General features: G+C 40.6%; 24 protein-coding genes. 15 read left to right on the plus strand and 9 right to left on the minus strand.

The features are described 5' to 3' along the window. Nucleotides 1-72: 72 nt before the first annotated feature. The gene (locus tag QVH07_RS05785) at nt 73-624 is read right to left on the minus strand and encodes a ferritin (protein WP_289999207.1); all 552 of its coding nucleotides are present in this window, start codon (nt 622-624) and stop codon (nt 73-75) included. Nucleotides 625-773: 149 nt separating this feature from the next. On the opposite strand from QVH07_RS05785, the gene QVH07_RS05790 reads away from it, so the two are divergent. From QVH07_RS05790 to QVH07_RS05805, 4 genes are all read left to right on the plus strand, one after another. Further along, nucleotides 774-1,289, plus strand: a complete 516-nt coding sequence (locus QVH07_RS05790; RefSeq protein ID WP_289999208.1) for a DinB family protein — start codon at nt 774-776, stop codon at nt 1,287-1,289. Then, a complete protein-coding gene (locus QVH07_RS05795; RefSeq protein WP_289999209.1) occupies nt 1,290-2,084 on the plus strand; it encodes a PhzF family phenazine biosynthesis protein in 795 nt (264 codons plus the stop codon). It abuts the gene before it with no gap. Between the two features lie 195 nt (nt 2,085-2,279). Continuing rightward, nucleotides 2,280-2,795, plus strand: coding sequence for a potassium channel family protein (locus QVH07_RS05800; protein WP_289999210.1), 516 nt, complete (start codon nt 2,280-2,282; stop codon nt 2,793-2,795). Between the two features lie 77 nt (nt 2,796-2,872). Then, nucleotides 2,873-4,351: a S10 family peptidase gene (locus QVH07_RS05805; RefSeq protein WP_289999211.1), complete on the plus strand. Its 1,479-nt coding sequence runs from the start codon at nt 2,873-2,875 to the stop codon at nt 4,349-4,351. Between the two features lie 27 nt (nt 4,352-4,378). On the opposite strand, the gene QVH07_RS05810 is transcribed toward QVH07_RS05805, so the two are convergent. Then, nucleotides 4,379-5,236, minus strand: a complete 858-nt coding sequence (locus QVH07_RS05810; protein ID WP_289999212.1) for a glutamate--tRNA ligase family protein — start codon at nt 5,234-5,236, stop codon at nt 4,379-4,381. 15 nt (nt 5,237-5,251) lie between these two features. On the opposite strand from QVH07_RS05810, the gene QVH07_RS05815 reads away from it, so the two are divergent. Together QVH07_RS05815 and QVH07_RS05820 are read left to right on the plus strand one after the other, a co-directional pair. Continuing rightward, nucleotides 5,252-5,935: a DUF6503 family protein gene (locus QVH07_RS05815; protein ID WP_289999213.1), complete on the plus strand. Its 684-nt coding sequence runs from the start codon at nt 5,252-5,254 to the stop codon at nt 5,933-5,935. 99 nt (nt 5,936-6,034) lie between these two features. After that, nucleotides 6,035-6,784, plus strand: a complete 750-nt coding sequence (locus QVH07_RS05820; RefSeq protein ID WP_289999214.1) for a peptidase associated/transthyretin-like domain-containing protein — start codon at nt 6,035-6,037, stop codon at nt 6,782-6,784. Here QVH07_RS05820 and QVH07_RS05825 read toward each other — a convergent pair. Then, the gene (locus QVH07_RS05825) at nt 6,764-7,270 is read right to left on the minus strand and encodes a DUF4442 domain-containing protein (RefSeq protein WP_289999215.1); all 507 of its coding nucleotides are present in this window, start codon (nt 7,268-7,270) and stop codon (nt 6,764-6,766) included. The genes QVH07_RS05820 and QVH07_RS05825 overlap by 21 nt on opposite strands. A 69-nt stretch (nt 7,271-7,339) precedes the next feature. On the opposite strand from QVH07_RS05825, the gene QVH07_RS05830 reads away from it, so the two are divergent. Next, nucleotides 7,340-8,134 carry a M48 family metallopeptidase gene (locus QVH07_RS05830; RefSeq protein WP_289999216.1) on the plus strand — a complete coding sequence of 265 codons (795 nt, stop codon included), beginning with the start codon at nt 7,340-7,342 and terminating at the stop codon, nt 8,132-8,134. A gap of 27 nt (nt 8,135-8,161) precedes the next feature. On the opposite strand, the gene QVH07_RS05835 is transcribed toward QVH07_RS05830, so the two are convergent. Further along, nucleotides 8,162-8,965, minus strand: a complete 804-nt coding sequence (locus tag QVH07_RS05835) for a 3'-5' exonuclease (protein ID WP_289999217.1) — start codon at nt 8,963-8,965, stop codon at nt 8,162-8,164. 1 nt (nt 8,966) lies between these two features. After that, nucleotides 8,967-10,322 (minus strand): UDP-N-acetylmuramate--L-alanine ligase, encoded by a 1,356-nt coding sequence (locus QVH07_RS05840; RefSeq protein ID WP_289999218.1) that lies wholly within the window; start codon nt 10,320-10,322, stop codon nt 8,967-8,969. A 130-nt stretch (nt 10,323-10,452) separates the two neighbouring features. Between QVH07_RS05840 and QVH07_RS05845 the strand changes: the two genes are divergently transcribed. The 3 genes from QVH07_RS05845 to QVH07_RS05855 all read left to right on the plus strand — a co-directional run bounded on the left by QVH07_RS05845 (nt 10,453) and on the right by QVH07_RS05855 (nt 13,852). Continuing rightward, entirely contained in the window at nt 10,453-11,139 is a 687-nt protein-coding gene (locus QVH07_RS05845) for a lycopene cyclase domain-containing protein (protein WP_289999219.1), read from the plus strand. Nucleotides 11,140-11,269: 130 nt separating this feature from the next. Continuing rightward, nucleotides 11,270-12,850, plus strand: coding sequence for a replicative DNA helicase (gene dnaB, locus QVH07_RS05850; protein WP_289999220.1), 1,581 nt, complete (start codon nt 11,270-11,272; stop codon nt 12,848-12,850). Between the two features lie 3 nt (nt 12,851-12,853). Beyond that, nucleotides 12,854-13,852 carry a zinc-binding dehydrogenase gene (locus tag QVH07_RS05855; protein WP_289999221.1) on the plus strand — a complete coding sequence of 333 codons (999 nt, stop codon included), beginning with the start codon at nt 12,854-12,856 and terminating at the stop codon, nt 13,850-13,852. Here QVH07_RS05855 and QVH07_RS05860 read toward each other — a convergent pair. Then, nucleotides 13,849-14,331, minus strand: coding sequence for a hypothetical protein (locus QVH07_RS05860; protein ID WP_289999222.1), 483 nt, complete (start codon nt 14,329-14,331; stop codon nt 13,849-13,851). The genes QVH07_RS05855 and QVH07_RS05860 overlap by 4 nt on opposite strands. Nucleotides 14,332-14,415: 84 nt before the next feature. Between QVH07_RS05860 and QVH07_RS05865 the strand changes: the two genes are divergently transcribed. Continuing rightward, nucleotides 14,416-15,591: a patatin-like phospholipase family protein gene (locus QVH07_RS05865; protein WP_289999223.1), complete on the plus strand. Its 1,176-nt coding sequence runs from the start codon at nt 14,416-14,418 to the stop codon at nt 15,589-15,591. On the opposite strand, the gene QVH07_RS05870 is transcribed toward QVH07_RS05865, so the two are convergent. Further along, nucleotides 15,588-15,920, minus strand: a complete 333-nt coding sequence (locus QVH07_RS05870) for a tetratricopeptide repeat protein (RefSeq protein WP_289999224.1) — start codon at nt 15,918-15,920, stop codon at nt 15,588-15,590. The two genes, QVH07_RS05865 and QVH07_RS05870, sit on opposite strands and share 4 nt — an antisense overlap. A gap of 72 nt (nt 15,921-15,992) precedes the next feature. Between QVH07_RS05870 and QVH07_RS05875 the strand changes: the two genes are divergently transcribed. From QVH07_RS05875 to QVH07_RS05890, 4 genes are all read left to right on the plus strand, one after another. Beyond that, nucleotides 15,993-16,730: an electron transfer flavoprotein subunit beta/FixA family protein gene (locus tag QVH07_RS05875; protein WP_289999225.1), complete on the plus strand. Its 738-nt coding sequence runs from the start codon at nt 15,993-15,995 to the stop codon at nt 16,728-16,730. Nucleotides 16,731-16,765: 35 nt separating this feature from the next. Continuing rightward, nucleotides 16,766-17,734: an electron transfer flavoprotein subunit alpha/FixB family protein gene (locus QVH07_RS05880; RefSeq protein WP_289999226.1), complete on the plus strand. Its 969-nt coding sequence runs from the start codon at nt 16,766-16,768 to the stop codon at nt 17,732-17,734. A 5-nt stretch (nt 17,735-17,739) separates the two neighbouring features. Next, nucleotides 17,740-18,333, plus strand: a complete 594-nt coding sequence (locus tag QVH07_RS05885) for a bifunctional nuclease family protein (protein ID WP_289999227.1) — start codon at nt 17,740-17,742, stop codon at nt 18,331-18,333. A gap of 76 nt (nt 18,334-18,409) precedes the next feature. Further along, nucleotides 18,410-19,693, plus strand: a complete 1,284-nt coding sequence (locus QVH07_RS05890) for a NupC/NupG family nucleoside CNT transporter (RefSeq protein WP_289999228.1) — start codon at nt 18,410-18,412, stop codon at nt 19,691-19,693. Between the two features lie 50 nt (nt 19,694-19,743). On the opposite strand, the gene QVH07_RS05895 is transcribed toward QVH07_RS05890, so the two are convergent. Both QVH07_RS05895 and QVH07_RS05900 read right to left on the minus strand, forming a co-directional pair. Further along, a complete protein-coding gene (locus tag QVH07_RS05895) occupies nt 19,744-21,219 on the minus strand; it encodes a M28 family peptidase (protein ID WP_289999229.1) in 1,476 nt (491 codons plus the stop codon). Between the two features lie 45 nt (nt 21,220-21,264). Beyond that, the gene (locus tag QVH07_RS05900) at nt 21,265-21,966 is read right to left on the minus strand and encodes a pseudouridine synthase (protein ID WP_289999230.1); all 702 of its coding nucleotides are present in this window, start codon (nt 21,964-21,966) and stop codon (nt 21,265-21,267) included. Between the last annotated feature and the right edge of the window lie 6 nt (nt 21,967-21,972).

Consider the following 21,972-nt stretch of genomic DNA (forward strand, 5'->3'; position numbering starts at 1 on the left):
CAGAAATTAATAATGGGCATCAGAAACCAAAAAAAGCGGCATGAGCCGCTTTTTCAATAGTTGTCAGTTTGATTATTCCGCTCCAGACTTGCTGATGGCCTGATCATGGAGTTTTCCTAGTTCCTGATCTATGGTCCAAAGTCCAACTCCTTCTTCTCCAATGATATCGAATAATTCTAGAGCTCTTCGGGACATAGTTTCTTCTTCTCTTTGTTCAGTCACATACCACTGCATGAAACTGAATGTTGCGAAGTCTTTGGCGCCAAAAGAGTGCTCCACAATGGAATTGATTGACTTGGTGACTTTAATTTCATGCTCAAGGATCAATTCGAAAACCTCACGAAGTGAATTAAAATTATGTCGGATTCCTGTGATTTCCGGTTGAATAGCATGTCCACCTGCCTCATTCACGTAGTGAAAAAGTTTCATCATATGCATTCTTTCCTCATCGGCATGAGTGTATAGATATTTAGCAGCATTCGCGTAGCCCATCATATCACACCAGGAAGCCATAGAAAGATAGTATGCGGATGATGTACCTTCCATTTCAATTTGCTTATTCAGTAACTCTTCCGTTTCCGAAAGCAAGGATCTCTGTAGGGTTACTATTTCTTTTTCTCTCATAGTTTCAGATTTTAAACACAATTATAACCAATAAAGTAGCCCTCTGGTTCTTATCTGCTGGTTGGTTATAGAATTTAGAATTGGTTTAATTTAAACCATAAAGCTGGATTTATTTTTTTTCCTACTTTCAAAAAACTAAATCAGAACTCATGAAAACCTTAGATTTTCCCCAGGAGGGAGACCATCCAAAATATTTTGATAAATATCTCAATTATGTCAAAGGGCAAGAATTCCTTGGCTTGATGAATAAGCAAGTTAAGGAAATTGAAAAGCTATTTGAGTCGAAAGATGAGGCCTGGGCGGTTTCTGGCTATGCCAAGGGGAAATGGAGCCCAAAGGAAGTTTTGGGGCATATCACGGATTCTGAGAGGATATTTGCCTATCGGGCACTTTCCATATCACGAGGTGAGAAAGCAGATTTACCGGGCTATGATCAGGATCCGTATGTTCAAGGCGCAGGTTTTAATTCACTTGATTCAAAAGATCTATTGAGTGATTTTAAAATCAACCGAATTGCTATTTTGTCTTTACTAAGGACTTTGGATGAAAAATCCTTGAGGCAAAAAGGCAAGGCGAATGGGAGTGATATTATTGTGAATTCGCTCTTTTGGATTATCCCGGCTCATTTTGCGCATCACTTTCAAGTTTTAAAGGAGAAATATTAAATGAAAATTTCTATCGCAACCGTTGACTCATTCACTTCGCAAGCTTTTTCAGGTAATCCGGCTGGAGTTGTTCTTTTGGAAGAAGAGTTATCACCCGATCAGATGCAATCCATTGCCATGGAAATGAATCTGAGTGAAACTGCTTTTGTGCAGAAAACAGATAAGCCTAATCAATTTAACCTAAGGTGGTTCACACCCACTTTAGAAATTGATTTATGTGGACATGCCACCCTGGCGAGTGCTTTTTGGATGCTAAGGTCAGGATGGGCTAGAGAAGGAGAAAGGATGCATTTTTCTACTAAAAGTGGGGAGTTAATAGTTAGAAGTATTGGCGAAAAGCTAGAAATGAATTTTCCTTTGATCCCAACAAAACATAAATCTCACCCGCACTTTTCACATGAATTCATGGGCTCAGCAGTTGTAAATTCTGCTGAGTTGAAGAAAAACTGGATACTTGAGTTGGGATCGGCGAAAGAAGTCCAGGAATGTGAGCCAGACTTTCTGGAAATAGCTAAGCATAGTGAGGAGGGTATTATTATTACTGCACAAGGTGTCAAAGGATATGATATTTATTCACGTTTTTTTGGACCGAATGTAGGTGTTCCTGAAGATCCAGTTACAGGTTTTGCTCATTGTGCCTTGATGGATTATTGGAGTAAAAAGACAGGTAAAACTCTGCTAAAAGCTTTTCAGGCGAGCAAAAGAGGAGGGGAGATGGAAATAGAGAAGGTAGAGGATAGAGTTATGATTCGAGGGAAGGCAGTTGGAGTAATGCAGGGAATTATGGAATTTTAAGTTATGCCAGATTTATCAAAAGCTAAAAGGTATAGGAGGCCACATGTAAGAAAGGTTTTTCACAGGTTCACCAGTTATTGGTTGACTGATGCGAGTTTTGTTTTACTTTTTTTTATCCTTTTATTTTTAGTTTTTGTACTACCTATACTTATTGAGTACGAGTCTATAGGCCCTATTTTGGTAAGTTCTACATTCTTGTTCTTGTTTTTTACAGGAATTTGGTCCTCCCGAGAACCTGCATTGATCTATCTGACGACCACACTTTTTTTATGTCAAGTGATTTTAAGGATCATTCGTTTTGGACCTACTTCTGCCGAATATTATAATGTGGAACTTATGGTCGGTTTGGCAAATATGGCCGTATTTATTGTTGTGAATTTCAGGCTTTTATTCAGAGATAATGAAGTAAATCTTTACAGGGTATTTGGAGCTGTCAATGTTTATCTTTTGATGGCTGTGTTGGGTGCCTACGTTTTTGAATTGATCCATATTTATCTGGGATCGTCTATTGAAGGATCGCGACCGTTAACTGGCACTGAATTAGATTTTCCAGAATATGTTTATTTCAGTCTCGTTTCACTTACTACGGTAGGTTATGGGGATATAGTGGCAGTGAATATTATGGCTAAAATGTTTGCCGTATTTTTATCCACCATTGGAATACTTTATCCTGCAGTGGTGATAGCCAAATTGGTTTCCAGCAGTAAGTAATTCCTTAATCCACCTGTGTAAATCTCCTGTTTTGTTCTGATTCGTCAGACTAGTTTTAAGTTGATAATTATAATACTATGAGAAAAACTTTATTTCTAATCACCGGATTAATAGTTTGTCATCTTTCTACTGCCCAGGTCGAAAGAGCTTTGGAGCCTGAGTCCAAAGTCCAAACAAGTCATTCTGTTATGATTAAAGGTCAAACGGTTCCTTACACAGCTACTGCAGGTACGCAACCCGTATGGGATGAAGATGGTAAACCAATGGCTTCGCTTTTTTACACTTACTATGAGCGATCTGATATTTCAGATAAGGAAAGTCGTCCCTTGGTTATTTCATTTAATGGTGGACCCGGTTCTGCTTCAATTTGGATGCATTTGGCCTATACCGGCCCAAAGCTTTTGAAAATAGATGATGAAGGCTATCCCATTCAGCCATACGGAGTAAAGGATAATCCTCATTCCATCCTAGATGTTGCTGACATTGTCTATGTAGATCCAGTGAATACAGGCTATTCCAGAATTTTAAATAAAGAGGTGGATCGATCTACTTTCTTTGGGATTAACTCCGATATAAGGTATTTGGCAGATTGGGTGAATACTTTCGTTACCCGTCATAACCGATGGGCCTCACCGAAATACCTGATCGGGGAAAGCTACGGTACCACTCGGGTTGCTGGTTTGGTTTCACAACTTCAAAATTCGCATTGGATGTATTTCAATGGAGTGATATTAGTTTCTCCTACAGATATGGGGATCGAGCGTGGAGGTCCAGTGAAAATGGCAAATTACCTTCCTTATTTTACTGCCACCGCCTGGTATCACAAACAATTGCCGCAGGCGCTGCAAAGTAAGGATCTGGATGATATATTACCTGAAGCAGAAGAATTTGCCATCAATGAACTCTTACCCGCCATGGTAAAAGGAGGGTACCTTTCCGATACTGAAAGAGATGCTATTGCAGAAAAAATGTCGTACTACTCAGGCATCAGTAAGCAGGCTATTTTAGACCATAATCTTATGGTTCCAACAAGATTTTTTTGGAAAGAATTGCTGAGGGATGAAGGTTTAACTGTCGGAAGGCTTGATAGCCGCTATCGCGGAATAGATAGACAAAATGCAGGAACGGCTTATGATTTCGATCCAGCACTAACTTCCTGGAATCATGCCTTTGCCCCGGCATTTAATATTTACGCTAAGAATGTATTGGGCTTTGAGACCGATTTGACTTATAATCTTTTTGGACCGGTTCATCCATGGGATAGATCAAATGAGACTACAGGTTACGACTTGGGAACTGCGATGAGACAAAATCCATACTTACATGTAATGATACAGTCTGGGTATTTTGATGGAGGGACGGATTACTTTAATGCAAAATATAGCCTCAGACATATAGACCCAACGGGTAGAATGAGTGACAGAACATCCTTCAAAGGCTACAGAAGTGGGCATATGATGTATCTTAGAGCAGAAGATCTGGAAACTTCGAATCAAGACATCAGAGACTTCATTGAAAAGTCTAAAGTGATGCCTGATCAGCCCGCTAAATACTAAGATTCAAAAAATGAAATGGCCACTCAATTATGGGAGGCCATTTTTTTTTATTATTTCACTGGAAAAGTCCTGGAAATTATCCACTTCAGTTTTCCAGTTTAGTGCACTAGAAAGCATAGTATAAACTTGACTTTTTGTTTTCCCACTTTCTCTCAAATGCTTGATGGATCGGGAGCCTGAAGATTTTGCGAGCTTACCTCCGTTTTCATCAAACAGTAGTTCGTGATGAATGAATTTAATTTTTCCAAAATTCTCAGATTGATTCAGTGCATTGGCTAATATTTCTTGGGTAGCCGTAGAAGTTAATAAGTCCAATCCCCGGATTACCAAATCCACTTCAAATTCCAAATCGTCCATCAGGGAGCAGAGATGATAAGCAGGAAAGCCGTCTTTTTTGAGGATGACAGGGAATGCTTCGGACCGTCCAAAACTCGAGGTAAAATCATCCGTTTTGAGTCTTAGTGCAGTATCAGGCTGATCCAGGGGTAATTCTCTTGCTAAGCAAAAACCGTCATACTGACCATCAGGGGTTCTCTTTTTAATGGTTTTTCGAGAGCAATCACATGTAAAAAGTTTTTGTGCCGAAATAAGTTGTTCGATGGCTTTACTGTACTTTTTAAGTCTATTCATTTGTGACCAAACTTCCTTTAACTCTTTGCTGGTTTTCGGTCCGAAATCATAACCCAAATCCATGAATTCCAGGGTGTCAAAAATATCCTGAATGTATTCAGGCCTAACTCGCTCTTGATCCATGTCGTCAATTCTGAGGAGAATTTTGGCACCATGGTGGTTAGCCATAGCTTTGGTCACCAAAAAAGAATAAAGATTTCCGAGATGTAGATACCCACTGGGAGTTGGTGCAAAACGTGTAACTTTCGAATTCATCTAACTCAAAGAAAATTGAAAAATGTTAAACTTTTCTCTTATCAGGTTTTAATCTTTTTGGTTATTTCTGGCTGCGGTATTTCATCCAAAAGTGACCCAAGCACTGGTCCTGAAATGATTAAGGCTTCTATCAATTATCATGATCCTGAAGGTCAATGGACCAATTTTAAGGGTACATTATTTTTTGAAGATAGTTTACCGCCTCACAGGGAAGATAGGGTTTATCAGGTAGAACTGGATAATTCAAATTCTGAAATGACCTACAGCATTGAAGGTTTGAAGTATCAAGTAATTCAGGATTCTGTTGTGAACTTGGAGGGTGAGGTAGAGGAGGAGAGAGCATTAAGAATGAGAAATTATTATACTTATCTCTGGGGTCTCCCCATGAAATTAAATGATCCTGGAACGATCATAGAGGAGGAAGTAAGTGATGAGATATTAAATGGCAAGACTTATCATGTGATTCGAATTCCATATGAAAAAGACATCTGGTACTTTTATTTGGAGCCTGAAACTTACCGCATGGCCGCCTATAAGTTTTACCAGGATGAACCTAATGAAAAGGGTGAGATTATTTATCTGGATGGAGAACTGGAACATAACGGAATGAAAATACCCCAAAATCGCACATGGTACAGAACAGAAATACCTGAATTTCTCGCCACGGATAAATTGGTCAAAATCGAAGGAGAGAATTGAAATGGCTTGCCGATTCCAGTTTAGAAGTCTTAAGATTTACTTAAGGATTATTAACCCCTAAAGGTTATTTGAGATTATTTCGGCTTTTATCTTGCGCAGGTGAGAGCAGTTCTAACCTTCTTTTTTGCGTTCATTTTAACCCACCAACTCGTTGGACAGGCTACTTATTCTGGTAATGTAGTAGATGCATTTGATAAGAAATATCTTGAATCTGTGCTCGTAGTGAATATAGAAACAGGCGAAAAGGCATTTACTAACAATCGTGGATATTTTAGTTTGAAGGCAAGTTTTGGAGATACCTTAAGGCTCTCCTTTCCAGGTTTTTTGGATACTAATTTGTCCGCCGGGGAGGAAAGATTTCTTTTTGTAGAGCTCCAAGATAAAGCCAGGTTGTTGCCCACTTTTCAAGTAGAAGCCAAACCCTATTCTTATAGGTTTAAGGATGGAGTACTTTCCAAGGTTGATGAAAATGAGGCTCAACCCCAATCCAAGAAAGGCGAAATAAGCGCTGGTACACTGAATTCTCCGAATGGTGGGATGGCCATTTATGGGGTTATTTCATATTTCACTAAAAGCGCAAGGCAAGCCCGAGAGTATAGGGAAAAGCAGCTTTGGCATTCCCGACGGGCAGGGTATTATGAAATTGTAGAATCGGACTCTGTCCGAAAAAATCTTATGGTAAAGCATCAATTAGACAGAGAAATCTGGGATGCTTTAATTATCGAATACAATCAATTAAATCGATCTCATCAGTTTTTAGACTGGTCATCTGAGCAGGTGTATGCATCTTTGAATGCTTTTATCGAAAGGGCCAGACCTTATTCAAAATCAAGATTTCCTTTTGAATGACCATGTCACAAAAAATCTAGCCACCTCATCTCCATCTTCATTTATACCCACTGACACCATGGTTAATTGATTCGTTTCATTAGGCTTCAGCGAATCGATTATTTCATTTAACTCTAATCCCTGATCGCAGGTGAAGGTAATTTTCTGGTTTGCCTTTTTGCTGTACTGAGCTCGAAAATCCACCACCAGCATACTGAACTTTCCTTTGCCCGCCATGGCTAACTGACATAGTGCTCCGGTACTCAATTCAGCTGCACCGGCCATGGCTGCGAAGTAGATAGATTTAAATGGGTTTTGGCTGCGCCAGAAATATGGGATGGTCACCTGACATTTTTCCAGAGAAAGTGATTTAATTCTTAGCCGCCAAAAAATAGCCGTAGGTAATTTAGAAAGCATTCCGAACCAAAAAGTAAGCGGACTGGACATTTGATCCAGGTATTTCTGCTGTGCTTTATTGAGTGAGGATTTTTGAGTTTGTGGTGACATACTTTGTAACTTTGGTACAAAGTACAAAAAATTGCTACCAAGAATATCTTTGAAACAGATCAATCTAATATGAAAAAAATAGCCTTAATCGTTTTCCTGGGCCTGATAATTTATGCTTGTGCAAAAGTACCTCTTACGGGTAGAAGCCAGCTTGCGCTAGTCGAAAGCTCGGAGATACAGCCGTTGGTGAATGAGGAATATAAAAAGGTATTGAGCCAAGAGAAAGTAATTACTGGTACACCGGAAGGACAGCAGGTTCTAGAAGTAGGCAACAGAATGGCTGCCGTGGTGGAGGGTTTTCTTATTCAGGAAGGCTATAATGATCTTGCTCAAACATTCGAATGGGAATTCAATCTACTGCAGAATGCAAATGTAAACGCCTGGTGCATGCCAGGTGGAAAGGTTGCTTTTTACACTGGTATTTTGCCGATCTGTGAGGATGAAACCGGAATTGCGGTGGTGATGGGTCATGAGATAGCCCATGCTGTAGCTTCACATTCGCGGGAGAGGATGTCCAATGGCCTTTTGGCTAATTTTGGTATGAGTGTTTTATCTACAGCAATTGGTCAAAATCCAACCCTTACTGAGCAGATTTTTTTACAGTCTATAGGAATGGGAAGCGAGTTGGGAATGCTGAGCTTTTCAAGGAAGCATGAACTTGAGGCTGATGAACTTGGATTGATTTTTATGGCCAAAGCTGGCTATGACCCTAGAGAAGCTCCAGTTTTTTGGGAAAGGATGGCTGCACAAGGAGGAGAAGCTCCACCAGAATTCTTATCCACACACCCTGGGCCTGAAAATCGTCAGCAAAAGCTTGAACAGCAAATGGAAAGAGCGATGAAATATTATCGAGGAGAGTTATAAAAAAAGCCGAGCATCGCTCGGCTTTTCTTATTGTTGAAATCCTCTAAGTTTTATTTGAGTCAGCTTCCTTTTTGTATCCACTGGGAAGTCTCCCCGCATCATCCAATCATAATAACCAGGCTCCTCGGAGAGGACTGTGCTGACTGGTTTCCCTTTGTGCTTTCCAAAATTAAAAACCTCGGTCCCTTCGCTGTCAAATACAAATCGTCCAGCCAAATCCACCATGTTATTGTTCACCAAATCGTGGATCTTTTTCATATCATTTTCAAAGATCCCAAGCTTATTTCCTTTTAAGTCTTCTGCTTCTTCACCAAGATACCGGTCCACTTGAGCCTGAAAAACTTCCAGAGTTGCCAGTGTATCAGCTTCAGCACTATGGGCATTTTCAAGGGTTTTATCACAATAGAATTTATAGGCTGAGCTAAGGTTCCTTTTTTCCATTAGATGGAAAATCTTCTGTGCATCGAGAAGATTTCTTTTATCTAGTGGAAATTCCAGGCCTGCCCTGTGAAACTCTTCAGTTAAAAGTGGGATATCGTATTTTAGAACATTAAATCCAGCAAGATCTGAGCTTCCAAAAAACTGTAAGAGGTCTTTTGAGATATCCTTGAAAGCTGGAGCATCTTTGACATCAGCATCATAGATTCCGTGAATCAGAGAAGATTCCAGTGGGATCGGTACTCCGGGATTTACTCTCTGAGTGAAAATTTCTTTTTGGCCATCTGGCTTCAGTTTCACCACGGATACTTCCACAATTCTATCTGTAGAAATATTGGTTCCAGTGGCTTCCAGGTCAAAAAATGCAATAGGGTTTTTTAAATTAAGTTTCATTCTATTCGAATTTTGCTATGATTTCCTCCAGCTCCATGTTGTCATAATTTCCAGAGCTCATCAGAAGAAGGTTGGTATTGTCGTAATTTTGGGATAGAAGATACTTCTTTAATTCTTGACTATCCGTAAAGAGCCTCAGATCAGGTCTTTTGAATCCCTCTCTCAAAGTTTCTTCATCCATTAATTCCAGTTTTTTTAAGGCTACCGCATGCGGATTTAAATAAATAATGGCCTCATCTGCTAAGTCCATAGTACCAGCATAATTTGGAAGAAAATCCTTGTTTAAACTCGAGTAGGTATGCAGTTCCTGAACGGAAATAAGTCTGGAATCGGGAAATTGGTTTTTAACGGCATCCGAGGTGGCCTTAAGCTTTGATGGGGCGTGGGCAAAGTCCCGAAATAAATGAGAGTTCCCCTTTTTCTTGACCAGTTCGAGTCTTTTGGCGGCTCCTTTAAACTTTTGAATACTGGAGTAGAACTCTATTTCACTTACGCCAAGTGAGAGACAGATTTCCTTTGCACCCTGTAAATTCTGAAGATTATGCTCTCCAAAAAGCTGGATAGGAACGTCTCCTTTTTCGGTTTTTAAGATGGTTTGTCCCTGCCGAATTTCTGATGGATGAGCTTTATATGGAATCAAAGTGGCCTCCGATTTTAGCTTATCAGCTATTTCTTTCACCAAAGGATCCACTTCGCAGTAAATGAGTTTTCCACCTTCCGGAGTCATTTCCATAAATTGTCTGAAAAGATCTTTATACTTATCGAAATCCGGGAAAACATTAAAATGGTCCCAGGCAATTCCACTCACCAATCCGATGTCATGGTGGTAGTGAAAGAACTTTGACCTTCGGTCAAGGGGAGAAGTGAGGTATTCATCGCCTTCGATGATAATTATCGGGGCATCTGATAGTCTCACCATCAGGTCAAAGCCCTCTATTTGAGCACCCACTAGATAGTCAAAATCAATTCCCTGATCCTTCAGGACATGAAGAATTATGGAGGTGATGGAAGTTTTGCCATGAGAACCGGCTACTACCACACGTGTTTTATCTTTGCTTTGGTTATAAATAAATTCTGGGAAAGAATAGATTGGTAGACCCAGTTCCTTGGCTTTGACTAATTCAGGATTTTCAATTCGAGCATGCATGCCTAGAATTACTCCATCAAGATTTTTATCAATTTTCTCAGGAAACCAGCCCCATTCATCTGGTAAGATTCCTGCTTTGGCAAGTCTGGACCTGGATGGTTCATAAATTTCGTCGTCCGAACCGCTCACTTCATATCCTTTTTGGTGAAGAGCCAAGGCCAGGTTATGCATCACTGCACCCCCAATAGCTATAAAATGGTACTTTTTCATCTTGTCGGTCGTATAGTTTTCAAGATTTAAACTTAGGAATTATATCATCTACTAAGGGGATAAAAAACCTTTAAACTGAATATTTTTTAGACAAAAGGTTTTTCCCTTATTTTCGGGCCAAAATTTGGATATGCTACCTGACAAATACGCCTATTTATCACTTGCTCTTCTTTATCTTCTTGCCTGGCTGGTGGTCTTCATTTACAGTCCTTATAAACGAGGGATGATCAAAGTGGGAGCGGTAGGTGGGCTTATGGGAGTGGTTGCCGAGGTTTGGTATTTTAGGGATTACTGGCGTCCGCCAACACTTTTTGGTCAGGGAATACCAGGGATAGAGGACTATCTTATAGGATTTGCCATGTTTGGAGTGGGTGGATACATTTACTCTTCTTTTACAAAAAGAGAAATTGATTACTCAAAAAAGACTCCAGCCAAGTACAGAGACTTCTTTTGGTTGTTTATCGCAGGTGTGAGCAGTATGACTATTTTCAGTATTGGGTTTAATATTCATTCTGGGTATGTCACTTTTTTCACCTTTTTCTTTCTTTCAGTATATATCTGGATCCAACGGCCTGATTTAATCGGGATTTCTTTGATTTCAGCGGTAGCTGTCGGTGTCATTACCTTTGTCATTTACTCCATTAATTTTAATATCCTTTTTCCAAATTTTTGGGATGACTATGGAATGTTAGATGATAAGCCTATTCTAGGCATCAGAGTTGCTAACATTCCTCTATCCGAAATGCTTTGGCATACCACCTGGGGTATGCTTTGCAGTATGTTCAGAGGGTATAGAAATGGCGTTTATTACAAGTAGAGCCTGATTTTATTGAATTCATCAACTGACATAAATTGTCATAGTTTGACGAATTATTGTGGACAATTCGTGCAAAACTGGGTGTAAAAATTGTTTAAAAGTTTGACCGAAAAGAAAATACCTTTGTAATATGTCAGAAAGCTCTAAGCCTAGAATTAGCCGTAAGAAACCAAATTTTGAAACCCCAAGTCCACTCGGAAAATTACCCCCTCAAGCCACTGATTTAGAAGAAGCGGTTTTAGGTGCTTTAATGTTGGAAAAGGATGCCTTGACAAATGTCATCGATATCCTTAAGGTTGAGTCATTTTACAAGGATGCCCATCAGGTGATATTTCAAGCTATCCTAGACCTGTTTACGGATTCTCAGCCCATAGATCTTCTGACAGTAACTTCTCAGCTTCGCAAAAACGGAACTCTGGAAATTGCCGGAGGTGCTTTTTACGTTACGGAATTAACTTCCAAAGTAGCTTCAGCAGCGAATATTGAATACCATGCTCGAATTATTACAGAGCAGGCGATTAAGCGGGAATTGATTCAGATTTCCTCAGAAATCCAGAAGGAGTCCTACGAGGAAACCACTGATGTTTTCGAGCTTCTAGATAAAATGGAGCAATCTCTTTTTGAGATTTCAGAAAAGAATATCAGGAAAAATTATTCCGATATGAAGTCCATTATGAGGGAGGCCATCCAAGAAATGGAAATCCGAAAAACCCAAAAAGATGGATTAACTGGTGTCCCTTCCGGATTCACAGCTTTGGACAGGGTTACTTCCGGCTGGCAAAAATCTGATCTGGTAATCATAGCTGCTCGTCCTGCCATGGGTAAGACGGCCTTTGTTCTTTCTGTTTTGAGAAATGCGGCTGTTGATCATAACAAGCCTGTAGCGATTTTCTCCCTGGAAATGTCTTCGGTTCAGCTGGTTAATCGATTAATTAGTGCTGAGGCTGAATTGAGCTCCGAGAAAATTAAAAAAGGTTCACTTGAAAACTACGAGTGGGAACAACTGGTCCATAAAACAGCTGCACTTTCCAAGGCTCCCTTATTCGTAGATGACACTCCTGCCTTATCTATTCTGGAATTGCGAGCAAAATGTCGAAAACTCAAGGCCCAGCACGATATACAATTGATCGTAATAGATTACCTACAACTGATGTCAGGCGATACCAAAGGAGGGGGAGGTAACCGAGAGCAGGAAATCGCCAGTATTTCCAGAGCCTTGAAGAAAATCGCCAAGGAGTTGGATGTACCTGTGATTGCACTTTCACAGCTCTCCAGGGCGGTGGAAACCAGAGGCGGTGATAAAAAGCCTCAGCTTTCTGATTTGAGGGAATCTGGTTCCATAGAGCAAGACGCTGATATGGTTATGTTTTTGTATCGTCCGGAATACTATGGAATCAATGAAGTGGAGGATGAAAACAACCAGATCGTGAACACCAATGGAATGGGAGAGGTCATCATTGCAAAGCACAGAAACGGTTCTTTAGGAAGCGTAAGACTTAGGTTCATTGGTCAGTTTACCAAATTTACAGACTATGAAACCATCTCCACTCCTGATATGGGATCTATGAAGCCTTATGGGAATTCACTTCCATCACAATCCACTGGTTATTCAGATTTTGATGAAGGGAATACAATTAGCTACCAGAGTAAAGCGAATGGGGATTCGGATGATGATGATCCGAAGGGGTTAGGGAACCTAGCCGATTTTTAATTTATGAAAGCTGTTGTCCTTGAAAGATCCTTAGCCGATAAAATTCAAATTGTTGATGTAGAGCAAGGCAGTTTGGAGCCAGATTATGTCAGGGTTCGGGTTAAAGCTGCAGCCCTGAATCATAGAGACGAATGGGCGCGAAAAGGTTTATATCCAAACCTGAAAGACGGAATTATCCTCGGCTCAGATGGGGCTGGTGAAGTAAGCGGAGTAGGTTCTGGGGTATCGAAGGGTTGGCTCGGGAAGGAAGTTATCATAAATCCATCGCTCTTCTGGGGAGATGATCAAAGAGCACAATCCAAAGATTTCGGAATTTTGGGTATCCCTACAAACGGTACCCTTGCCGAATTTGTAGATGTTCCTTCGGATCGGATTAAAGTTAAGCCATCACATCTTTCCTGGGAAGAGGCTGCTGCACTGCCATTAGCCGGGATAACAGCCTATCGTGCACTTTTCTACCGAGGAGGGCTTCAATCAGATCAAAAGGTTCTGATCACTGGTTTTGGAGGTGGTGTAGCCCAGTTTGCAACTCAGTTTGCCATCTATGCCGGTGCGAAGGTTTGGGTGAGTAGTAGTAGCAAGCAAAAAATTGAAAGAGCTATTTCTCTCGGGGCAAAAGGAGGCTTTGACTATCTAAATGAAGATTGGGTGAATCAGGCCAAGGAAGAAAGTGAAGGTTTCGATTTGATCATTGATGGAGCTGCTGGACAGGGTTTTGCAAACCTGCTCAAAGTTGTTTCTCCCGGCGGGACAATAGTCTTTTATGGTGCAACCACAGGAAACCCTGAAGGATTAGATGCAAGGAGAGTTTTTTGGAATCAAATCACCATTAAAGGATCTACGATGGGCTCAGACCAGGACTTTGAAGAAATGTTGGACTTTGTAAACAGGAACCAAATACATCCGGTAGTCGATCAGGTTTTTGAATTGGAGGAAGCTGTAAATGCTTTTGATCGTATGAAGGCGGGGAAACAGATGGGAAAAATAGTCCTGACTCCCTAGCAAGGTTTATACGTTTCTTCGAACTCTTTTTTCGCAATTCTGTAGACCTCGGTTTTATCAGGAGGGCATACCAAATAATCGCCTTTTCGTAATCGCATTTTTTCGCCCCAGGGAGCTTCGAACACTAATTCTTCCTGAAAATCATTGTTATGAAAAAGGCTTTTGTCGTACACAATCCCGATAATTTTCCCCTTCGGTTTAAATTTTTTCCATTCGCCATTGGACTCCTGCAGCTCATATTTATCCTGAAAAATTTTATCTGGAACCAGATACCTTTCTTTCGCTTTAGTTTGATTTTCAACAAGCCAATCTCCCTGCTCCGCCAAATTAACGGTTTCTACACCATCTGCCGTTCTGGTAATCACTTCTTCACCAGGAACTGCAGATTTAGCTTTGATGCACAGAAACTTCTGAAAACATTCGCCATGCTTTTCTAATATGGGAATGAGTAATGCCTTGACTTCCTCCTGGCTCTTCATTGGTCTTTCCGGTTTTAATCTAAAAATGGAATTTACTAAATTGATTATCAATCATTTTAGTAATTCATCCTTGATTTTTTTCCAATGAAAACTTTTAAACAAAAACTCAAAACCAAAGGACCTAAACGAATTCTTGCACTTGACGGAGGGGGTATTCGAGGTGCTTTGACCTTAGGCTATCTAAAACACATTGAAGATTATCTCAGAAAACAACATAAAAATCCTGATCTGCTTTTGGGAGATTATTTTGATCTTATTGGGGGCACCAGTACAGGTTCGATCATAGCATCAGCTTTGGCCATAGGTCTCTCAGTAGATGAAATAAAGCAGAAATACTTCGAGTTAGGTACGAAGATTTTTGGAAGAAAGTATAAGTGGTGGAGAATATTTGAAATTGACGATGCCTTTAAGGCAAAATATGATCATCAGGCACTTGATTCTGAATTGAAATCTGTTTTTGGGGATATAACTCTTGGGGATACAGATCATTTAAAAACGGGCTTGTGTATCGTTGCAAAGCGAGCAGATACCAATAGTGTTTGGACTTTATTAAACCATCCCGATGGAAAGTTCTTTGACTCTGAGCATGGAAATAATTCCAAAATTCCAATTTGGAAAGCTGTCAGGGCAAGTGCTGCTGCACCTACCTATTTTTTACCGCAGTCCATAGAAGTGGGTGGTGACATGGGATATGCGGCATTTGTAGATGGAGGGGTGAGCATGGCAAATAATCCTGCATTACAGCTACTTATGGTTTCCACTATGTCTGGTTTTCCATTTAAATGGGAAATGGGAGAAGATAAGATTCTGTTAACTTCTGTGGGAACGGGAATGCATCAAATGAAAAAGCTACCAAAGAAAATTCAGAAAAATCATCTTTTGAATTGGGCTTCAGAGATTCCAAACATGTTAATGGAGGATGCCAGCTGGCAGAATCAAACGATTTTACAGTGGATTTCTAATTCGCCCACTCCTCAGTTTATCGATAGACAGACCGGGGATTTGAGGAATGATCTCCTTGGTTTTGGTCAAAAGAAACGTGATCCGCTACTTCATTATTTGCGCTATAATGTACTGCTAGATGTGGATGATTTAAATAAAAGATTCAATCCTGAAAAGCCCTATACGCAAAAGGTTGTCGATGATTTGGCTGCTATGGACAATGCCAAAAATTGCCAAAAGTTATATGATTTAGGTTATGAGGCTGGATCGCAGGAAATAAAAGCAAAGCATTTTCCGAGTGGATTTATGATAGATTAATCTAAATCGTTCTCGAATTTCAACATCTCAAGAGCACTACTAAGCTCATTTAAAGTTTTGGTTTCTCCTTGAATTTTGGCAAGGCTTATTCCTTTTTCAAAGATATCCAGAGCTTTTTCTATATCATCTTGATCTGAAAAGAAATGAGCGGCAGGATAATAGGTAGGAAGGTAATCTGGATGTTCAAGCAATAATTTGTTAAACAATTCGCTTGTTTTTTCAGGATCATGTTCTTGGTATTCAAGTGCCAGAGCATACCAATTGAAAGGATTGTCAGGTTCGGTTTCGCAAAACTCGTGGAGTGCTCTCAATCGATTTAAATTGCTCACTGATAAGTTTTTTTAATTAGAGGGTGACTGTTAATTTCACGCAAAATAAATCTAAAATCTAAATCTGAACCAATGAATATTCTTGTTTGTATCACGCATGTGCCCGATACGACTTCCAAAATTCAGTTTACTGATAATAATACAAAATTTGACACTACAGGGGTTCAATTCATCATCGGACCGTACGATGATTATGCACTGGCCAGAGCTGTAGAGTTGAGGGATCAAACGAGTGGAAAACTTACCGTACTAAATGTAGGTGGAGCTGAAACTGAGCCTACCTTAAGAAAAGCTCTGGCTATCGGAGCTGACGAAGCCATAAGGGTTAATGCTGAACCAAAGGATTCTTACTTTGTTGCTCAACAAATAGCGCACTACGCTAAAGAGGGTGGATATGATTTAATCCTAATGGGTAGAGAATCCATCGATTTCAATGGTGGAATGGTCCATGGAATGGTTGGTGAAATTCTTGGGATGCCTAGTTTCTCTCCTGTTATGAAGCTGGACATTGACGGAACTACAGCAAATATGCAGAGGGAGATTGAAGGAGGAAAAGAGAACTTAGAAGCTAACCTTCCTTTGATAGCTGGATGCCAGGAGCCAATTGCAGAATGGAAAATTCCAAATATGCGTGGTATTATGTCTGCTAGAACAAAACCTATGAATGTGGTGGATCCGGTGGGAGATGAGACTCAGGCTGAAGCCAAAAGCTATGCTCTACCTCCTGCAAAGGCTGAGGTGAAGTTGATCGATGCAGATAATGTTTCTGAGCTTGTTTCACTGCTGAAAAATGAGGCAAAAGTACTTTAATCAATTAGATTTAAAATATTTAAATTCAAGATATTATGTCAGTATTAGTATATATTGAACATGCCGATGGGCAAATAAAGAAAACAAGTTTGGAAGCTATTTCCTTTGCGAAAGGACTTGTAGATAAAACAGGTGAAGGTGATGTAGTGGCTGTGGCACTTGGTTCTATTGAATCAGCTGCTTTGGCGAAAGCCGGATCTGCAGGTGCAAGCAAAGTAATGCATGACCCAAATGATAAATTAAGTGCTGGCGTCATTCAAGCGCATGCCTCTGCTGTAGCTTCAGCTTTCAAACAGACAGGAGCTAAAACGGTGGTTATGGCGAAGTCCTCACTTGCTGACGCCGTAGCAGCAAGATTAGCAATCAAAATCAATGCAGGATTGGTATCCAATGTAGTTGAACTTCCAAATACGGATGGAGGATACACGGTCAAAAGAAGTATTTACACCGGTAAAGCTTTCGCAGAAACTTCTTTGGCCACCGAAAATAAAATCCTTGCCATTAAGAAAAATGCTGCAGATTTAATCACCGATGGTGCAGATGCACAAGTTGAACAATTTGATGCAGGTGTAGCTGATTCTGATTTTGCCGCCAAAATAACTTCTACAGATCGAGCCACTGGGGACGTACTACTTCCTGAGGCTGATATCGTAGTTTCAGGAGGAAGAGGATTAAAAGGTCCTGAGAACTGGGGAATGATAGAAGATATGGCAAAAACTCTAGGTGCTGCTACCGGTTGTTCCAAACCAGTTTCAGACATAGGATGGAGGCCTCACCATGAACACGTAGGGCAGACGGGAATAAAAGTGGCACCATCTTTATATATTGCTGTAGGAATTTCTGGTGCTATTCAACATCTTGCAGGCGTGAATTCATCCAAATGCATTGTAGTGATCAACAAAGATCCAGAAGCACCATTTTTCAAAGCGGCCGATTATGGTATTGTTGGGGATGCATTTGATGTGGTTCCAAAACTTACCGAGGCGCTCAAGGCAGAACTATAATTTTTGTGGAAAAGCTAGTTGAATTAGAAATTTTAGGTTTATCATCGAATCACTCACATTCGGGTTCTTTTACTTTAGTGTTGGGTGAGACAGAGGGTACAAGAAGGTTACCCATCATCATTGGAATGTTTGAGGCACAGGCGATTGCCATTGAGATCGAGAAGATTGTTCCGAATAGACCTATGACTCATGACCTATTCAAATCTTTTGCAGCTAGCTTTTCTTTTGAACTTAACCGAATTGTTATTTCTGACATGAAGGAAGGTGTGTTTTACGCCAGAATTTTCGGCCAAAATGGGGCAGAGGAGGTGGAAATAGACTCCAGGCCTTCTGATGCCATTGCTATCGCTGTAAGGTTTGATTGCCCTATTTTCTGCTCTGAAAAAGTAATGTCAGAAGCTGCTGTCGAACCTTCTGATGATGAAACCCAAGAAGAACAGAAAGCAAAATCTGCTGAGGTTAAAGCTTCTCCAAAGAGGGATTCTGGACTAAAGGATTATAGTCTCGATCGACTAAATCAGATGCTCGATAAGGCTATCGCTGACGAGGATTATGAGAAGGCTGCTCGAATCCGGGACGAAATAAACAAAAGAAATTAAGTGCGGCTCGGCTATCGCCGAGCTTTTTTGTGAACAAACGGATACCTATTTTAACGGGGCTTTACTAAAATTAAGAATGGATATTTTAAGAGGGGCCTTTGGCATTCTGGTGATCCTTTTGGTTGCTTTTCTTTTTTCTGTGAATAAAAAGAAAATTGACTGGCGCCTTGTTGGGATAGGAGTTGGTTTACAGTTGGTTTTTGGCTTTTTGATCACCAAGGTGCCTTTTGTAGCCAGTGCATTTACCGTGCTTTCTCAGGCATTTGTCAAGCTTTTAAGCTTTAGCATGGATGGGGCTGAGTTCATTTTTGGTGATTTAGCAAATGGTAGCTTTGGAAGCATTTTTGCGTTTCAGGTCCTCCCAACAATCATTTTCTTCTCAACTGTTTCTGCGGGCTTGTATTACCTCGGAGTCCTTCAAAAAGTGGTTTTTGGAATCGCCTGGATCATGTCCAGAACCATGAGACTATCCGGGGCGGAATCCCTTTCTGCGGCAGGGAATATATTTCTTGGCCAAACCGAGGCTCCATTGTTGGTAAGACCCTACATCAAAGACATGAGTAAATCGGAACTTATGTGTTTGATGACAGGAGGAATGGCGACCATTGCTGGAGGGGTCCTTGCCGGCTATGTTGCATTTTTAGGGGGAGATAGTCCGGAGGAGCAAACCAAGTTTGCTGCCTATTTGCTTGGGGCTAGTTTTATTAATGCCCCAGCAGCCATTGTGATGGCTAAAATTTGTGTTCCGGAGGTAGAAAAAACCAATGTAAATGAAAAGCTGGAGCTGAGTCAGGAGGGGATGGGTGTCAACCTGATTGATGCGATGTCAATTGGGGCTTCTGAGGGACTCAAACTGGCGCTTAATGTAGGCGCGATGCTGCTTGCTTTTATCGCTGTAATTGCAGCCATAAATTTTGTTCTTGAAGGCCTATTGGGTGACGTGACCGGGCTGAATAATTGGGTGATTTCTTCTACCGGAGGACAGTTTCAAGGTTTTTCTTTAGAATATATTTTTGGACAAATATTCAGAGTCTTTGCATGGATAATAGGGATAGAGTGGCAGGATACCTTGCAGGTGGGAAGTCTCTTGGGTCAAAAGACCGCTATAAATGAGTTTGTTGCTTATTTAAGTTTGGCAGAAATGAAAGAAGCTGGAACGCTTCAACCTAAGTCAATTATCGTAGCTACTTATGCCCTATGTGGCTTTTCTAATTTCTCATCCATCGCTATTCAGTTGGGTGGAATCACCATCATCGCCCCAAATCAACAAGGTAATTTAAGTCGATTGGGATTAAGAGCTCTCCTGGCCGCTTCCTTGGCCTGTCTAATGACTGGAACAGTAGCTGGGATTTTGTTTTAAGCTATAAAAAAGGCTCCGAAAACGGAGCCCTTTCATTTTTTTTCTATGGCTTATTCTAATCCATAAAGCTCCTTACCAACCTCTTCGTATTTATCTCCTGAAAGCCAGAATGGTTGGATTTGGGTATTTGCAATCGACTCTGCAGCGAGGATGTATGCTTTCCAGTATTTTACTACATAATCCATATCCATGCTATCTACTTCATCCGCTGCCTTATGATAGTATTTACTGATTTCATCATCAAATGCGGTAAATCCAAGGCTAAATGTTGGAGCTGGGATTCCCTTTTTTGCAAAGGAAACATTATCCGATCTGTCGAATAAACCTTGTTCTGGTGCTTGGTCTTCGATTGCTTCAAGTCCAAATGCCTTCGCTGCTTCTGCGAGTTTCTCTTGCTCGCTGGTTCTGGTTAAACCAATGACGGTGATTATAGAAGTATCGTTATAACCAGCACCGTCAATATTCAGGTTATAAATAATTTTATCCAAAGGAATTAACGGATTTTCTGCAAAGTAGGCACTGCCAAGCAATCCTTTTTCTTCAGCTGTCCAAAGAGCGAAAAGTACAGAGCGCTTTGGTGGTCTTTTTGCAAAATATTTAGCTGCATTAAGTACTGATACCGTTCCAACAGCATTATCTCTGGCTCCATTGTAAATGGTATCGCCCTCAGCATCTGGATTGCCAACTCCCACATGATCATAATGGGCTGAAAGCATAATGAATTCATCCTTTAAATTCTTATCTGTTCCTTCGATCCAACCTAGGATATTTTGTCCCTCAATGGGTTTCTGAATCTTTCCCTGAATGTCCAGGTCTGCCTTTTTTACGTCGCCTTTAGCAACTGAATTTTTCATCTCACTTTTTAGATCCTTTACCCAGAGGTAGGGGAGATCACTTTTAGAGCCTTGATCTAAAGAAAGCTGATCAGAGCTAAGGTAATTGGCAATCAACGGCCACGGAATGGAAGGAATATTGTACATCTCGATAAGTGCAATAGCTCCATTTTCTGCCGCTAAAGCTGTTTTCTTACGACCCAAGGCCATTAATGCGGCTGGACTCATTTGATCAGGAGCACCAAGATTGGTCACCACCACTTTACCTTTGACTTCCTTACCTTCATAATCTTCCTCTAGCCCATATCCTAAGTCGACCAATTCAAAGCTTCCAGAGAGGGACTTTCCATCCAAAACAAGCATAGATTCCTTTTGAGAATAGGTTTCAGGGCCCATTTTCAAGTTTCCTGACTTTGGAGGTGAGGATAAGTTAAACGGGATTATTTGAGCATAGCCATCAGCGCCGGGAACCTGCATAACTCCATATTTTTCCAGTTCGCCGCTGATATAGTCTATGGCCAGCTGCATTTCAGGTCTAGCAGGGTCCCTGCCCATTAGTTCATCTGAGGCAAGGTAAGTGAGATGGGCTTCCGCCTCATCACGATCAAAGCGTTTTTCTACTTTCTTCTTTTGTGCGAAAGTCGATGTTGAGAAGCCCACTAGAATCAGTAGACTTAAGAAGACATTTTTCATTAGAGTGATTTTTAGGGACGCTAAAATAGGGTTTTTACTTGGTATTTATTCCATAGAGTCTAACCCGCAGGTATCAAGTATTCGATTGAAATAATCCGGGAGTTTTGCTTTTAGGGAAATTTGACGTTGGTCGGTAGGATGTAAAATTCTTAGTTCTCTGGAATGAAGGAGAAGATTTCTATTTCCAAATTGACTTTCAAAGAATTGATTTTGGCGATTATCGCCATGTTTTTTGTCACCAATAATGTAGTGCCGCATATGAGCCATATGTTTCCTAATCTGGTGGGTTCGGCCTGTTTTTGGGCTTACTTCGAGAAGGGAATATCTACTGGTAGGGTATCGACCCGTAGTGTTAAAAGGCAATTCGGTTTCAGAAATTAACTTATACTCTGAAATAGCTTCCTGCTTTGTATTAGAGTATTCATTTGAAAGAGGGTAATCAATAACTCCAGTTCGTTCTTTTGGTATTCCACGACAAAGGGCCAGATAATATTTGTCAACTTCTTTTGATTCGAACTGTGACTTGAGAAAGGGGAGATGCGCTTTCTTCTTTGAAAATAAAAGAAGGCCACTTGTCGCCTTATCAAGTCGGTGTACGGGTGTTACCCAATGATCTATCTGGTCTCTTAGAATTTGGAGAGCGAACAGGGTTTCATAAGCATCAATTCTGGTTTTATGAACCAATAATCCAGCAGGTTTATTGATTGCTACTATATCCTCGTCCTCATGGATGATTTCTAATTTCAAGCTGAT

The organism is Algoriphagus sediminis (assembly GCF_030403435.1).
In the GTDB taxonomy this organism is placed as follows: domain Bacteria; phylum Bacteroidota; class Bacteroidia; order Cytophagales; family Cyclobacteriaceae; genus Algoriphagus; species Algoriphagus sediminis.